Origin of the sequence: Micromonospora palythoicola (assembly GCF_036689795.1) — a bacterium.
GTDB classification, from domain to species: Bacteria; Actinomycetota; Actinomycetes; order Mycobacteriales; family Micromonosporaceae; genus Micromonospora; species Micromonospora palythoicola.
Genome location: NZ_JBAGKI010000016.1, coordinates 90020 through 105367, shown reverse-complemented (window position 1 = coordinate 105367; position 15348 = coordinate 90020). Strand labels below are relative to the sequence as shown.

The window sequence follows — 15348 nt, the reverse complement described above, 5'->3', positions numbered from 1 at the left end:
GCCGGCCCCGTCCGACTCCTCCCGCCTCCCGCCGGGGTTGGGGCCCCGCCTCGCCGCCCCCCATCCCCCGGCCCGCACCTCTGTCCGTGGGGGGGGCCGGCGCTCGTAGCGCTTTGGGCAGGCTGTACGGGAATGTCGCTTGCGTTTACCGAAACGTTATCCATTGAAGTCTTGCCATTAATCGTTCCAGCGGAACTAATTTGTTCAGCGACTCGACATAAATGCTGGCCCGGCACCCTTCGGCAAGGTGGTCGGACCGGCTCCATCAGGGACGGTCTTCGGCGGGCCGACCCCGTGACCCCTGTCCAGCAAGGACAAAGGAGACCGGAGTGCCCCGAACACCTCGTGCCCGCGCACCCCTGACCGCCGCCGTTCTCTCCCTCGGCCTCGCCGCGACCATGCTTTTCGCGGCCCCAGCCGCCCAGGCCGCGCCCGCCCCCGTCGCCCAGGCGGCTCCGGAGGCCGCCGCCGAGACGTTCTCGGTGCTGGTCTTCTCCAAGACCGCCGGCTTCCGCCACGCCTCCATCCCCACCGGCATCGCCGCCATCCAGGAACTCGGCGTCGAGCACGGCTTCACCGTCGACACCACCGAGGACGGTGCCGCGTTCACCGACGCGAACCTCGCTCAGTACCGGGCCGTCATCTGGCTCTCCACCACCGGAGACGTGCTGACCGCCGACCAGCAGGCGGCGTTCGAGCGCTACATCCAGGCCGGTGGCGGCTACGCCGGCATCCACGCCGCCGCCGACACCGAGTACAACTGGACCTGGTACGGGGAACTGGTGGGGGCGTACTTCAACAGCCACCCGGCCAACCAGCAGGCCACGGTCAAGGTGGAGGACCCGGCTCACCCCTCCACCGCCCACCTGCCGGGACGCTGGTCCCGGTTCGACGAGTGGTACAACTACCGCACCAACCCGCGCGGTTCGGTGCACGTGCTGGCCACCCTCGACGAGACCAGCTACAACCCCGGCTCCGGCGCGATGGGGCACGACCACCCGATCGCCTGGTGCCAGGACTACGACGGCGGCCGGGCCTGGTACACCGGCGGCGGCCACACCGACGAGTCGTACGCCGAACCGGAGTTCCGCACCCACCTGCTCGGCGGCATCCGCACCGCCGCCGGGATCCAGGGCGCCGACTGCGGGGCGTCGCTGACCGCCAGCTTCGAGAAGGTGACGCTGGACAGCAACACCAGCAACCCGATGGAGCTGGACATCGCGCCCGACGGCCGGGTCTTCTACATCGAACGCGACGGCCGGGTGCAGATCGTCAAGCCGGACACCGGCAACACGGTCACCGCGATCGACCTCGACGTCTTCACCGGTAACGAGGACGGCCTGATCGGCATCCGGCTCGACCCGGACTTCGCCACCAACAACTGGGTGTACCTCTACTACGCCCCGAACGACGGCGTGGCGCGCAACCTGCTCTCCCGGTTCACGGTGAGCGGTGACTCGATCGACGCGGCCACCGAGGAGGTCGTGCTCCAGGTCGACACCCAGCGCAACACCTGCTGCCACGCCGGCGGCACCATGACGTTCGACTCCGCCGGCAACCTCTACCTGGCCACCGGGGACAACACGAACCCGTTCTCGTCGGACGCGTACACCCCGATCGACGAGCGGCCCGGACGCGCCGACTACGACGCGCAGCGCACCTCCGGCAACACCAACGACCTGCGCGGCAAGGTGATCCGGATCCACCCGGAGGACGACGGGACGTACACCATCCCGGAGGGCAACCTCTTCCCGCCGGGTACGGCGCAGACCAGGCCCGAGATCTACGCGATGGGCTTCCGCAACCCGTTCCGGATCGGCATCGACCCGGCCACCGACACCCTCTACGTCGCCGACTACGGCCCGGACGCCTCGTCGGACAACCCGAACCGGGGCCCCGAAGGCCTGGTCGAGTGGAACATCGTCGCCGAACCGGGCAACTACGGCTGGCCGTACTGCACGGGCACCAACGAGGCGTACAACGACTACCAGTTCCCGTCCGGACCGAGCGGTCCGAAGTTCGACTGCGCCGCCGTGGTGAACAACTCGCCGAACAACACCGGCCTGACCAACCTGCCGCCGGCCATCCCGGCCACGGTCGACTACGGCTACGGCGGTGACCCGCGTTACCCCGAGATCGGTGGCGGTGGCGCGCCGATGGGCGGCCCGGTCTACCGGTACGACGCCGACCTCGACTCGGACCGCAAGTGGCCGGCGTACTACGACGGCAAGGCGCTGCTCGGCGAGTGGAACCAGTCGAAGATGTACACGATGCAGGTCTCCGCCGACGGCACCGAGCTGGTCGACATCAACCAGTTGCTCACCGGGATGTCCTTCATCCGCCCGATGGACTTCGAGTTCGGTCCGGACGGCGCGCTGTACCTGATCGAGTGGGGCAGCGGCTTCGGCGGCAACAACGACAACTCCGGCGTCTACCGGATCGACTACATCGCCGGTGACCGGGCGCCGATCGCGGTGGCCAACGCCGAGCCCACCTCCGGGCAGGCACCGCTGGAGGTGACCTTCTCCAGCGCCGGCTCGCGCGACCCCGACGGGGGCGCGCTCACCTACGCCTGGACGTTCGGCGACGGTGGCACCTCCACCGAGGCCAACCCCACCCACACGTACGCCGAGCCGGGCAACTACACCGCCCAACTCACCGTCACCAACCCCAAGGGCCGTACGGCGGTGGCGAACGTGCCGATCACCGTCGGCAACACCGCGCCGACCGTGGAGATCGAGTTCCCGCCGGACGGTGGCTTCTTCAACTGGGGCGACCAGGTCAAGTACACGATCACGGTCACCGACCCGGAGGACGGCGAGATCGACTGTGCCGACGTCCAGCTCCAGGTCCTGCTCGGCCACGACGAGCACGCTCACCCGCTGGAGCAGCACACCGGCTGCACCGGCACGGTGCAGACGCAGCTCGCCGCCGGGCACGGCGCCGAGGCGAACGTCTTCACCGTCCTGGAGGCCACCTACACCGACCAGGGCGGCTCCGGTGACGCCGACCCGCTGACCGGCCGGGACATCGAGATCCTCCAGCCCAAGCGCAAGCAGGCCGAGTACTTCACCGCTACCGGCCGGACCGAGGACGGCACCGGCGGCGGCGACCCCGGCGTGGTGCGCGAGACCGGCGGCGACTCCGCCGGCGGCGGCCAGAACATCGGCGCCATCGAGGACGGCGACTGGTGGTCGGTCGTACCTGCCGACCTGACCGAGATCGACGAGATCCGGTTCCGGGTCGCGTCGGCGACCAGCGGCGGCGTGATCGAGGTACGCGCCGGCGCGGTCGACGGTCCGGTGGTCGCCTCGGCGACCGTGCCGGGCACCGGCGACTGGCAGACCTACACCGACGTCACCGCACCGGTGACCGGTGCGGCGAGCGGCTCGCTGTACTTCGTCGCCCAGGATCCGGCGGGCGGCGCGGGGTCGCTGTTCAACGTCAACTGGGCGGACTTCGTCGGTAGGGGCGTCACCGACAACGCGCCGCCGGCGGTCACCGCGACCGCCACGCCGGCCACCGGCACCGCACCGCTCACCATCGCGTTCGGCGGCACCGCCACCGACCCCGAGGGTGACACCCCGCTGACGTACGAGTGGGACTTCGGTGACGGCGGCACGGCGGACACGCTCCAGGCCGAGCACACGTACAACGCACCAGGCAACTTCACCGCCACCCTGACGGTGACCGACAGCCGTGGTGCCCGGTCGTACGCGACCGTGCCGGTCCGGGTCGACTCGCCGAACACGTCGTGCCTCGGGGCACGTTCGGACAACTTCGACGGCGACACGCTCGACCGCGACCGGTGGACCAGTGTGGTGCGGGAGAACCAGCTCCTGTCCGTCTCCGACGGCGCGCTGCGACTTCCCACCGGGGTCGGTGACCTCTACGGCAGCCGTAACGACGCCACCAACCTGGTGCTCCAGCCGGCACCGTCGGGAGCCTGGCAGGCGACCACCAAGGTCACCCTGCCGGTGACGGCCAACTACCAGCAGGCCGGCCTGCTGGTCTACGGCGACGACGAGAACTACGCCAAGGTGGACCTGCTCTACAACGGCAGCCGCCGGGTGGAGTTCATCCGGGAGACCGCCGGCACCCCACGCAACGAGGGTGCCGACAGCACCGACGCACCGGCCGGTGACACCGTCTACCTGCGGGTGAGCAGCGACGGCACCAGCCTGACCGCCGCGCTCTCGGCCGACGGCCAGACCTTCACCCCGGTCGGTCGCTCCGCCGCGTTGGAGGGCATCGAGAACCCGCGGATCGGCCTGTTCGCCCTCAACGGCGGCACCGACGCGCCCGTGGTGGACGCCGCGTTCGACTGGTTCCAGGTGATACCGGACGAGCCGGCCGGCCCGGTCGACCCGTCCGACGAGTTCACCGGCATCTCGCTGGACAAGTGCCGGTGGAACGCGATCCTCCGGGAGGACCTGAGCGCCTACCGGGTCAGCGGTGGTTCGTTGCACATCGACGTGCCCAACGGTGACATCTACGGCACCAACAACACCGGGCCGACGAACTTCATCCTCCAGAACGCGCCGAGCGGCGACTGGACGATGGAGACGAAGATCGACGGCAGTCTGCTGGACGAGCAGTACCAGCAGGCCGGCCTGATCGTGTACGGCGACGACGACAACTACCTGAAGTTCGACTTCGTGGTGGACAACCAGGCCGGCCAGCCGGTGTCCCGGCGGATCGAGCTGCGCAGCGAGATCGACGGGACGATCCAGGATCCACAGCCGGGTGCGGAGAACCTGACCTCGGCCGAGTGGTATCTGCGGCTGGCCCGCGCCGGTGACACCTTCACCGGATCGTACTCGGCCGACGGCACCACCTGGACGGCCCTGACCGAGCTGACCAACGCGGCCGTGGGGGCCACCCCGAAGGTGGGCGTGTTCACCCTCAGTGGCAACCAGACCGCCTCGAAGTCGGCGTCGTTCGACTACTTCCGGTTCTCCACCGAGGCCGGACCGGACGACGACACCGCGCCGATCACCACGGCCGAGGTGTCCGGCACCCCGGTCGAGGGTTGGCTCACCGGTCCGGCGACGGTCACCCTGACCGCCGTCGACGAGGACGGTGGCAGCGGGGTGGCGCGCACCGAGTACCAGCTCGACGACGCCACCGACTGGACCGCCTACACCGCACCGGTGCCGGTGGCCGGGGACGGCGAGCACGAGTTGCGGTTCCGTTCCGTCGACGAGGCCGGCAACGTGGAGGAGACGAAGGCGGTCACCGTCCGCATCGACGCCACCGCGCCGGTCAGCACCGCGACGTTCGCCCCAGCGAACGACGAGGGCTGGCACGACGGGACCGTCCCGGTGGTGCTCACCTCGACCGACGCCGGTTCCGGGGTGGCGCTGCTGGAGTGGTCGCTGGACGGTGGCGACTGGACGCCGTACACCGAGCCGGTCGAGATCAGCGGCGACGGGGACCACGAGCTGCTCTACCGGGCCACCGACACCGCCGGCAACGCCGAGTCGCTGAAGGCGGCGGTGGTACGCATCGACGGCACCAAGCCGACGCTGCTGGTCTCCGGCATCGCCGACGGCCAGCTCTACGGTGACAGCCAGGACGTCCGGGTGTCCTGGCAGGCGGTCGACCCGACCTCGGGCATCGCGACCGTGGTCGGTCAGCTCGACGACCGTCCCTACGTCAGCGGCACCCTCCAGGCGATGTACGAGCTGCCGCTGGGCCTGCACGAGCTGACCGTCACGGCGACCGACAAGGCGGGCAACGCCACCACCACGTCGGTCCGCTTCTTCGTCACCACCTCGTTCCGGGACATGCAGAACCTGCTGGACCGGTTCAAGGCGACGGGCCGGCTCTCCAACAAGGCGTACAACCAGTTGTCGAAGCGGCTCTCCAACGCCCGTACGGCGGAGGCGGAAGGCAACGACCGACGGGCGATCAACCAGCTCACCGCGTTCCGGACGTTGGCCGGCGACGCCGAACTGGTTGGCGAGGCGGAGATCCGGGACGTGCTGATCCGGGACGCCGACGCCATGATCGTCCGGCTCGGTGGCGCGGCCAGCAAGATGGGCGTACGCGCCAACGACGGCGAGTCCGTCAAGGGTGCCGGCCGCCTCGGCGACGACCCCACCCGCCTGGCCCCGGGGCGTCGCCTCTGACCGACAGTTCCAGGTGTGCACACAGGGCCCCGTCCGGCAGCCGCCGGGCGGGGCCCCGCCACGTTCCGGTCAGCTGTCGAGCACCGTGCGGAGTGCCTTCAGGTCGTCCTCGGTGGGTTGCCAGGCGCCGGCCTCGGCGTTGGCGCGCACCTGCTCCGGCGTGGTGGCTCCGGCGATGACCGAGGTGACCGCCGGTTGGGCGGCCAGCCCACCGATCGCCACGTGCAGCATCGGCACGCCCCGCTGCGCGGCGTACGCCTCGATGCCCTCGATGGTGTCCCAGTCGGCGGCGGCGAGCCGCTGGGCGTACCGGCCGCCGCCGGCCAGGCGACTGCCGGCCGGCGGCGCCTCATCCCGCTTGTACTTGCCGGTGAGCAGCCCGTTGGCCAGCGGGAAGAACGGCAGCATGCCCAACCCGAACCGGTCACAGGCCGGCAGCACCTCGATCTCGGCGTCCCGGTTGAGCAGGCTGTAATGGTTCTGGGCGCTGACGAAGCGGGTCAGTCCCCGGCTCCTCGCCGTCCAGTCGGCGTCGGCGATCTGCCAGCCGGCGAAGTTGGAGTTGCCGAGGTACCGCACCTTGCCGGCGCGGACCAGGTCGTCCAGCGCGGAAAGCGTCTCGTCGATCGGGGTGCCCGGGTCCGGCTCGTGGAACTGGTACAGGTCGATGTGGTCGGTGTCCAGCCGTCGCAGCGACGCCTCGACCGCCCGGATCACGTACCGCCGCGAGCCCCGTACCCCGAAGTCCCGCCCGTTGCTGCCGGCCATCGACATGCCGAACTTGGTCGCCAGCACCACCTCGTCCCGGCGGCCCTTGAGCGCCGCGCCGAGCTGCGCCTCCGAGGCGCCGTGCGGCTCGCCGTAGATGTCGGCGGTGTCGAAGAAGTTGATCCCGGCGTCGAGGGCCGCGTCGACCACCGCGCGCGTGCCGTCCGGGTCGAGTTTGCGGCCGAAGTTGTTGCAGCCGATCCCCACGACGGACACCACGAGCCCGGAGTCGCCCAACCGGCGATAGGTCATCTCACTCACCAGATCACCATATGTCGCCCGGTCAGGCGGCCGCAGGGCCGACCGCGGCCGGCCGTGGTCAGGCCACGTCCCAGACCGGCTCGTCGGTCTCGACCACCTCACCGTCGCCCCGGAAAAGCAGAAACCGGTCGAAGGTACGGGTGAACCAGCGGTCGTGGGTGACCGCCACCACCGTGCCGGAGAACGCGGTGAGCCCGGCCTCCAGCGCCTCGGCCGAGGCCAGGTCGAGGTTGTCGGTGGGCTCGTCCAGCAGCAGCATGGTCGCGCCGGACAGCTCCAGCAGCAGCACCAGAAAACGGGCCTGCTGCCCGCCGGAGAGGGTGCCGAAGCGCTGGTCGCCCTGCCCCGCCAGCTCGTACCGGGACAGCGCCGCCATGGCCGCGTGCCGATCCATGCCGGCCCGGTGCTCGTCGCCCCGCCAGAGAATCTCCACGAGCGTCCGCGTCATCAGCTCCGGCCGGTCGTGCGTCTGGGAGAAGTGGCCGGGTCGGACCCGCGCGCCGAGCCGGGCCACCCCGTCGTGCGCCACCGGGGCCAGCGCCGCCGCGCCGTCGACCGGGCCGTTCGCCGGGTCCGGGTCCGTGCCGCCCCGGGCCAGCAGCCGCAGGAAATGCGACTTGCCGGTGCCGTTGGCGCCGAGCACCGCGAGCCGGTCGCCGTACCACAGCTCCAGGTCGAACGGATAGGTCAGGCCGTCCAGCTCCAGCTGCTCGCACACCAACGCGCGCTTGCCGGTCCGTCCGCCGGCCAGCCGCATCCGGATGTCCTGCTCCTTCGGCGGTACGGGCGGCGGCCCGGCCTCCTCGAACTTGCGCAACCGGGTCTGTGCCGCCTGGTAACGCGAGGCCATCCCGTCGTTGTACGCGGCCTTCTGCTTGTACATCAGCATCAGCTCGCGCAGTTTCTGGTGCTCCTCGTCCCACCGTTTGCGCTGCTCGTCGAGGCGGGCGTGGCGGGCCACCCGCGCCGCGTGCCAGCTGGCGAAGCCGCCCGGGTGCACCCAGGCGCTGCCGCCCTCCACCGCGACCACCCGGTCGGCGGTGTGCGCCAGCAGCTCCCGGTCGTGCGACACGTAGAGCACCGACTTGGCCGACTCCCGCAGCCGTGCCTCCAACCAGCGTTTGCCCGGCACGTCGAGGAAGTTGTCCGGCTCGTCGAGAAGCAGCACCTCGTCGGGGCCGCGCAGCAGCAGTTCCAGGGCGAAGCGCTTCTGCTGCCCGCCGGAGAGGGTCCGGACCGGGCGCTGCCGGGCGGTGTCCCAGGGCAGGTCGAGGACGATGGTGGCGACGGTGTCGAAGAGCACCTCGGCGTCGTACCCGCCGGTCTCGCCCCAGGCCGCCAACGCGTCTGCGTACGCCAGCTGGGCCTTGCCGGCGGCGGTGCTGTACTTGCCGCGCAGCTCGGCCTCGCGCATGGCCGCCTCGGTCTCGGCCAGCCGCCGACCGGCGTCGCGCAGCGGCGGTGGCGCGAGGGACAGGGCCAGGTCGGCAAGCGTCGACTCGTCGCCGATCATGCCGATGAACTGGCGCATGACGCCCAGTCCACCGGTGCGCGCGATCGCGCCGGTCCGCACCGGCAGGTCACCGGCGACCATCCGCAGCAACGTCGTCTTGCCCGCACCGTTCGGCCCGACGAGCGCCACCTTGGCGCCCTCGCCGACCCGGAACGACACGTCGGCGAAGAGTTCCCGCCCGTCGGGCAGCACATGCCCGACCGCCGCCACGTCCACGTATCCCACGCGGGCATCCTGCCCGAGCCGGCCCGCCGGGCCAACCGATTACCCGGTCAACGGGTGACGCGCAACACCCGGAAACCCTTCTGACTGGCCTGTCGAGCCACCTGCCAGCCCTGCTCGACCAGCCAACGCTGCAACGAGTCACCGCCGAGGTGGCGGGCCACCACGAGCCAGGCCACCCCGTCCGGAGCGAGCCGGGGCAGCCAGCGCGACAGCAGCTGGTGCAGCTCGTCCTTGCCGATCCGGATCGGCGGGTTGGACCAGATCTGCGCGAAACGGAGGTCGGCGGGCACCTCCTCGGGTGCGCTCACCCGTACCCGGTCGGACAGGCCGAGCCGGGTGGCGTTCTCGGTCGTCAGCTGCCGGGCCCGCTCGTTCACGTCCACCGCCCAGGTCGTCGCCGTCACCGCGACGGTGGCGAGTACGCAGGTGATCGGGCCGAACCCGCAGCCGAGATCGAGCAGATCGCCGGCTGCCGCGGCGTCCGGCAGTTCGGCCTTGCGCAGCAGCACCGCGGTGCCCGGGTCGAGGCGGGTGGCCGAGAAGACTCCGGCCGCCGAGGCCAGCGTGTAGTCGCGGCCGGCGACGGTGAACTGCACCTCGCGCGCCTGGGCGGGCGCGTTCGGCTCGGCGGTGAAGTAGTGGTCCCCGGTCACGCGGGACATTCTCGCACCGAGTGGGGATCGGGCCGACGGTGCGGCGGTCACTCCGACACGTTCATCAACCACGTTTCCGCAAAATACCTACTAAAGGGATAAACATCCCTACTCTGGACGACATGGTGTATCGGTACGACTCCGATGAGGACGCACACGTCCCGTACCGGGACGACGAGCCCGAGGCCGCTTCGCCCGGCCCGCCGCCTCCGGCCGGGCCGTCCCCGTCGCGCTTCCCCACCCCGTCGCTGGCCCGTCCGAACCAGCTCATTCTGCCGTCGTCGGCGCCACCACGGGAGGCGTTCCCCGCCACGCAGCAGGAGCCGGCACCACGGTACGACGCGGTGCCGCCCGGGTTCGGCGAGCCGGCGCCGGTCGGCGTGGCGGCGGCACCGCCGGACCCCGGCACGACGACCGTCGCGCCGCCGCCCCGCCGAAGTGGCGGTCGCGCGTGGCAGGTGCTGGTCGGCGGTGCCGCGGCGCTGGTGCTGCTCGCCCTCTGCGGGCTCACCGCCGCGACCCTGTTGGACGGTCGGACCCTGATCGGTCAGCAGGCCGCGCCGAGCGCCGCACCGGACACCACCCGTGACACGGTGCCCGCCGAGGCCAGTGACCTCGACTCCCGGGACACCGACCAGGCGCCGCTCACCGCCCGCGAGGTCTTCCCCGCCAGCACGCTGACCGTCGGCGACGGCGAGAACGGCTACGAGGTGCTCCGCACCCAGTCCAGCGCCAGTTGCGCGGTGGCCGCCACCGGCGAGGTCTCGGAACTGCTGGTCCGGCTCGGCTGCAACCAGGTCGTCCGGGCCACCCTCCGCGCACCCGACGGCGACCACCTGGTCACCGCGGGACTGTTCAACCTCACCGACCGGTCCAGCGCCGAGCGGGCCCGGGACCGGATCCGCCAGCTGCTCGACGAGCGACAGGGCCGCTTCCGCGGCATGGCGGCGGGGGACGGCACCGAGGTCGTCGCCACCGCACCGGCCCGGGTCGGCTGGCAGGTACGCGGCCACTACATCGCCTACGCGGTGGTCGCCCGCACCGACGGCGCCACCATCCGATCCGGTGACACCGGTGTCCGCGAGATCCTCTTCGACATGCTCGAACAGCACCTCAACCAGGGCGTACTGGAGCGGCGGGCCGAAGGCGGCACGGCCAGCCAGCCGACCGGGGAACCCGCCGACGACACCGGCAGCCAGGACGAGTCCACCGAGGACTGACCGGCCCGCCGACGACGGGAGGCGCGGCCGACGGCTCAACTGTCGGCGGGTACCCGTAGCCGTCGGGTCGCCTCGGCCCGGCGCGCGTACTCGGCGGGATCGTCCGGGTAGCCGACCGCCACCAGGGTCAGCCCGTGCGCCGGCGCCACAGTCACCTCGCTGGCCCGCTCCCGACGGGTCAGCAGGTCGGCCGGCCACCGGACCGGTCGGCGACCGTCGCCGGCGACCAGCATGGCACCGACCAGGCTACGGACCATCGCCTGACAGAACGCGTCGGCCTGCACGGTGGCGACCAGGATCCCGTCGGCGTCCCGCCGCCAGTCCAGCCTGGTCACCTCCCGCAGGGTGGTGGCGTTCTCCTTGCGCCGGCAGTACGCGGCGAAGTCGTGCTCCCCCACCAGCCCGGCCGCCGCGGCGGCGAGCCGGTCGAGGTCGAGCGCCCGGGGCCAGGCCAGCGTCTCGTGCCGGCGCAGCGGGTCAGCACCCCACGGCGCGTCGGTCACCCGGTACTCGTAGCGGCGGAAGGTCGCCGAGAAACGGGCGTCGAAGCTGGCCGGCACCGCACCCATCGCCCGCACCCGCACGTCGGTCGGGAGCAGCCGGGCCAGCCGGCGCAGCAGCCGCCCCTCGTGCGCCCGCCAGACGTCGACGGGCAGGTCCAGGTGACAGACCTGCCCGCTGGCGTGCACCCCCGCGTCGGTGCGGCCGGCGACGGTCAGGCCGGCCGCGACACCGGCGCCGAGCACCAGATCCAGCGCCTCGGCGAGCACTCCCGCGACCGTACGCCGCCCCGGCTGGGCGGCCCAGCCGGAGAAGGCCGTGCCGTCGTACGCGACGTCCAGTCGCACCCGGGTGCGCTCGTCCACGTGGTACCTCCTCGACGAATCGGGCCCGGCACCCCCGTGGGGATGCCGGGCCCGACAACGGCCTCAGGGCCTGTTCAACCGGCCTTGGTCAGGCCTTGCCTTCCTCGGTGGCCAGGTCGCTGTCCTCGCGGGCAGCGGCGGTGTCACCGGAGGCCGACTGCGGCGGCTCGGCGTCCTGGTCGCCCGACCGGGTCGCGGGAGCCTCGTCGGCCGGCGCCAGCGCCTCGACCTTGTCCTGCTGAGCGGCCTTACGACCGGCGGTCTTCTTGTTCGCCTTCGGCTCGGCGACCTGAAGCTCCTCGACCAGCTCGATGATCGCCATCGGCGCGGCGTCGCCCTTGCGCGGACCGGTCTTCACGATCCGGGTGTAGCCGCCGTTGCGGTTGGCGTACCGCGGCGCGATCTGGTCGAACAGGGCGTAGACCACGTCCTTGTCCTTGACCACGGTCAGCACCCGGCGGCGCGACGCGAGGTCGCCCCGCTTGGCCTTGGTGATCAGCTGCTCGGCGAGCGGACGCAGCCGCCGGGCCTTGGTCTCGGTGGTCTGGATCTTGCCGTGCTGGAACAGCGCGGTGGCCAGGTTGGCCAGCATCAGCCGCTCGTGCGCGGGGCTGCCGCCGAGGCGGGGGCCCTTGGTGGGCGTGGGCATGCTTGGTGCTCCTCAGGTGTGGCGGCAGCGCGGACTAGAGCTGCTCGGTCTCGCGGTAGTCGTCGGTGTCGTAATCGGCCTCGCCGAAGGCGTCCACGACGTGCGCCGGGTCGAAGTTCGGGGCCGAGTCCTTCAGCCCGAGACCCATCCCGGCGAGCTTCATCTTGACCTCGTCGATCGACTTCTGGCCGAAGTTGCGGATGTCGAGGAGGTCGGCCTCGGTACGCCCGATGAGCTCACCAACGGAGTTGATGCCCTCGCGCTTGAGGCAGTTGTAGGAGCGGACGGTCAGGTCCAGCTCCTCGATCGGCAGGGCCAGGTCCGCCGCCAGCTGCGCGTCCTGCGGTGACGGGCCGATGTCGATGCCCTCGGCGGTCTCGTCCAGCTCACGGGCCAGCCCGAACAGCTCCACCAGCGTCGAACCTGCCGAGGCCAGTGCGGTGCGGGGGCCCATGGACGGCTTGGTCTCGACATCGATGATCAGCCGGTCGAAGTCCGTCCGCTGCTCGACCCGGGTCGCCTCGACCCGGTAGGTCACCTTGAGCACCGGCGAGTAGATCGAGTCGACCGGGATCCGGCCGATCTCCGCGCCCGCCTGCTTGTTCTGCGCCGCCGTGACGTAGCCACGCCCCCGCTCGACGGTCAGCTCCATGTCGAGCCGGCCCTTGCCGTTGAGGGTGGCCAGCTTCAGGTCCGGGTTGTGCACCGAGACGCCGGCCGGCGGCTGGATGTCACCCGCGGTCACGTCGCCCGGTCCCTGCTTGCGCAGGTACATGCTGACCGGCTCGTCGTGCTCGGAGCTGACGCACAGCTCCTTGATGTTCATGACGAGCTCGACCACGTCCTCCTTGACCCCGGGGATGGTGGTGAACTCGTGCAGCACACCGTCGATCTTGATCGAGGTGACGGCCGCACCCGGGATGGACGACAGCAGCGTACGCCGCAGCGAGTTGCCCAGGGTGTAGCCGAAGCCCGGCTCCAGCGGCTCGATGGTGAACCGGGACCGGGTCTCGTTGATCGACTCCTCGGAGAGGGTCGGTCGCTGGCTGATGAGCATGTCTTCTCTTCTCTTCCGGGGCGCCCGCCATATGACGCCCACGACACAAACTGTTCCGGTGGCCCGCCCGGCCGGGCGGGCCACCGCAACGAGCTCCTACTTGGAGTAGAGCTCGACGATCAGCTGCTCCTGGACCTGGGTGTCGATCACCTGTCGGGCCGGGAGCGAGTGCACCAGGACCTTCATCTGGCTGGGGATCGCCTCCAGCCACGCCGGAACGGTCTTGGAGCCGGCCTCGGCCTGGGCCACGATGAACGGGGTGAGCTCCTTGCTCTTGCCCCGGACCTCGATGATGTCGTGCTCCTTGACGCGGTACGACGGGATGTCGACCTTCTTGCCGTTCACCGTGAAGTGACCGTGCTTGACCAGCTGACGGGCCATGTCCCGGGACTTGGCGTAGCCGGCCCGGTAGACCACGTTGTCCAGCCGCGACTCGAGGATCTGCAGCAGCACCTCGCCGGTCTTGGCCTTCTTGCTCACGGCTTCCTCGTAGTAGCCGCGGAACTGCTTCTCCAGCACGCCGTACACACGACGGGCCTTCTGCTTCTCACGGAGCTGGAGCAGGTACTCCGTCTCCTTCGTGCGGCCGCGGCCGTGCTGCCCGGGCGGGAACGGCCGGGACTCGAACGGGCACTTCGGACCATCGCACTTGCTGCCCTTGAGGAACAGCTTCATCTTCTCCCGCCGGCAACGGCGGCAGTCAGCACCGGTGTAACGAGCCATCTCTCTCTACCTCTCAGACCCGACGACGCTTCGGCGGACGGCACCCGTTGTGCGGCTGCGGGGTGACGTCGGAGATCTGCCCGACCTCGAGGCCCACGGCCTGCAGCGAACGGATGGCGGTCTCCCGGCCGGAGCCGGGACCCTTGACGAACACGTCGACCTTGCGCATGCCGTGCTCCATGGCCCGACGCGCGGCGGCCTCGGCGGCCAGCTGCGCGGCGAACGGAGTCGACTTGCGGGAGCCCTTGAAGCCCACCTGGCCGGACGAGGCCCAGGAGATGACGGCACCAGTCGGATCGGTGATCGAGACGATGGTGTTGTTGAAGGTGCTCTTGATGTGCGCCTGCCCGTGGGCGACGTTCTTGCGTTCCTTGCGCCGGACCTTCTTGACGGCGGCTCCGGCACGAGCCTTCGGTGGCATAAGTCTGTGCGCTCCTGAATAAGGTTCTCGATCGGATCTGGCTGTTAGCCCCGTTGATCAGGTAGACACCGGTTCCAGTTGGAGCCCGCCCTACCTCGACGGAGAACGACCAGCATTCCGGTTTAAGAACTATTACTTCTTGCCGGGCTTCTTCTTGCCGGCGACGGTCCGCTTCGGGCCCTTGCGGGTCCGCGCGTTGGTCTTGGTCCGCTGGCCACGCACGGGCAGGCCCCGGCGGTGCCGGATGCCGGCGTAGCAGCCGATCTCGACCTTGCGGCGGATGTCAGCGGCGACCTCGCGGCGCAGGTCGCCTTCAACCTTGTAGTTGGCCTCGATGTGGTTCCGGAGCTGGACCAGCTCCTCGTCCGTGAGGTCCCGAACGCGCTTGTCCGGCGAGATGCCGGTGGCGCTGAGCGTCTCCAGGGCGCGGGTGCGGCCCACGCCGAAGATGTAGGTGAGCGCGATCTCCATCCGCTTCTCGCGGGGAAGGTCGACGCCGACTAGACGTGCCATGTGCGGGCGTACTCCTCGTGGTGTGCTGGCGAAGGTGTGGACCCGTCCCACCCCGCTACCGGCCGTCCCTGTCCTTCCGGCACCGATGGCGCCGGCGACCGGGATCGGTCGCTGCCCGAGCGGGCCCCGGCCTTCGACCGGGGGTCAACCACGACGGAGTACGCGCTGCGCACCGCTCGCGGCTGGGACGAGCATGTGTGATGTGTGGGCTGGTTCAGCCCTGGCGCTGCTTGTGGCGCGGGTCGGTGCAGATGACCATGACCCGGCCGTGCCGGCGGATCACCCGGCACTTGTTGCAGATCCTCTTGACGCTCGGCTTGACCTTCACGGTTGCCTTACTTCCCA

General features: G+C 70.7%; 12 protein-coding genes. 2 read left to right on the top strand and 10 right to left on the bottom strand.

Going from position 1 to position 15348, the window contains the following annotated elements; genetic code table 11:
- Positions 1-329: 329 nt before the first annotated feature.
- Positions 330-6134 carry a ThuA domain-containing protein gene (locus V5O40_RS10250; protein WP_332905222.1) on the top strand — a complete coding sequence of 1935 codons (5805 nt, stop codon included), beginning with the start codon at positions 330-332 and terminating at the stop codon, positions 6132-6134.
- Between the two features lie 69 nt (positions 6135-6203).
- Here V5O40_RS10250 and V5O40_RS10245 read toward each other — a convergent pair whose 3' ends face one another.
- The 3 genes from V5O40_RS10245 to V5O40_RS10235 form a co-directional block, all read right to left on the bottom strand.
- Positions 6204-7154: an aldo/keto reductase gene (locus V5O40_RS10245; RefSeq protein WP_332905225.1), complete on the bottom strand. Its 951-nt coding sequence runs from the start codon at positions 7152-7154 to the stop codon at positions 6204-6206.
- 67 nt (positions 7155-7221) lie between these two features.
- Entirely contained in the window at positions 7222-8901 is a 1680-nt protein-coding gene (locus V5O40_RS10240) for an ABC-F family ATP-binding cassette domain-containing protein (RefSeq protein ID WP_332905221.1), read from the bottom strand.
- 47 nt (positions 8902-8948) lie between these two features.
- On the bottom strand, positions 8949-9554 hold the full coding sequence (locus V5O40_RS10235; RefSeq protein ID WP_332905220.1) for a class I SAM-dependent methyltransferase: 606 nt from the start codon (positions 9552-9554) through the stop codon (positions 8949-8951).
- A 122-nt stretch (positions 9555-9676) separates the two neighbouring features.
- Here V5O40_RS10235 and V5O40_RS10230 point away from each other — a divergent pair, with 122 nt between their 5' ends.
- A complete protein-coding gene (locus V5O40_RS10230; protein WP_332905219.1) occupies positions 9677-10774 on the top strand; it encodes a hypothetical protein in 1098 nt (365 codons plus the stop codon).
- A gap of 35 nt (positions 10775-10809) precedes the next feature.
- On the opposite strand, the gene truA is transcribed toward V5O40_RS10230, so the two are convergent.
- The 7 genes from truA to rpmJ form a co-directional block, all read right to left on the bottom strand.
- A complete protein-coding gene (truA, locus tag V5O40_RS10225) occupies positions 10810-11640 on the bottom strand; it encodes a tRNA pseudouridine(38-40) synthase TruA (RefSeq protein ID WP_332905218.1) in 831 nt (276 codons plus the stop codon).
- An 88-nt stretch (positions 11641-11728) separates the two neighbouring features.
- The gene (gene rplQ, locus V5O40_RS10220) at positions 11729-12289 is read right to left on the bottom strand and encodes a 50S ribosomal protein L17 (RefSeq protein ID WP_332905217.1); all 561 of its coding nucleotides are present in this window, start codon (positions 12287-12289) and stop codon (positions 11729-11731) included.
- Positions 12290-12323: 34 nt separating this feature from the next.
- Complete coding sequence (locus V5O40_RS10215) at positions 12324-13346, bottom strand: DNA-directed RNA polymerase subunit alpha (RefSeq protein ID WP_013735931.1); 1023 nt, start codon at positions 13344-13346, stop codon at positions 12324-12326.
- Positions 13347-13442: 96 nt separating this feature from the next.
- On the bottom strand, positions 13443-14069 hold the full coding sequence (gene rpsD, locus V5O40_RS10210) for a 30S ribosomal protein S4 (RefSeq protein WP_093403633.1): 627 nt from the start codon (positions 14067-14069) through the stop codon (positions 13443-13445).
- A 13-nt stretch (positions 14070-14082) separates the two neighbouring features.
- On the bottom strand, positions 14083-14490 hold the full coding sequence (gene rpsK, locus V5O40_RS10205) for a 30S ribosomal protein S11 (RefSeq protein WP_013288613.1): 408 nt from the start codon (positions 14488-14490) through the stop codon (positions 14083-14085).
- Between the two features lie 132 nt (positions 14491-14622).
- Positions 14623-15003 (bottom strand): 30S ribosomal protein S13, encoded by a 381-nt coding sequence (gene rpsM / locus V5O40_RS10200; RefSeq protein ID WP_093403631.1) that lies wholly within the window; start codon positions 15001-15003, stop codon positions 14623-14625.
- A gap of 214 nt (positions 15004-15217) precedes the next feature.
- The gene (rpmJ, locus tag V5O40_RS10195) at positions 15218-15331 is read right to left on the bottom strand and encodes a 50S ribosomal protein L36 (RefSeq protein WP_012184307.1); all 114 of its coding nucleotides are present in this window, start codon (positions 15329-15331) and stop codon (positions 15218-15220) included.
- Positions 15332-15348: the final 17 nt, after the last annotated feature.

Excerpts from the sequence above, each read along its gene's own strand:
- V5O40_RS10245 (WP_332905225.1), bottom strand. The coding sequence starts at position 7,154 with ATGACCTATCGCCGGTTGGGCGACTCCGGGCTCGTGGTGTCCGTCGTG.
- V5O40_RS10230 (WP_332905219.1), top strand. The coding sequence starts at position 9,677 with ATGGTGTATCGGTACGACTCCGATGAGGACGCACACGTCCCGTACCGG.
- rplQ (WP_332905217.1), bottom strand. The coding sequence starts at position 12,289 with ATGCCCACGCCCACCAAGGGCCCCCGCCTCGGCGGCAGCCCCGCGCAC.
- V5O40_RS10215 (WP_013735931.1), bottom strand. The coding sequence starts at position 13,346 with ATGCTCATCAGCCAGCGACCGACCCTCTCCGAGGAGTCGATCAACGAG.
- rpsD (WP_093403633.1), bottom strand. The coding sequence starts at position 14,069 with ATGGCTCGTTACACCGGTGCTGACTGCCGCCGTTGCCGGCGGGAGAAG.
- rpsK (WP_013288613.1), bottom strand. The coding sequence starts at position 14,490 with ATGCCACCGAAGGCTCGTGCCGGAGCCGCCGTCAAGAAGGTCCGGCGC.
- rpsM (WP_093403631.1), bottom strand. The coding sequence starts at position 15,003 with ATGGCACGTCTAGTCGGCGTCGACCTTCCCCGCGAGAAGCGGATGGAG.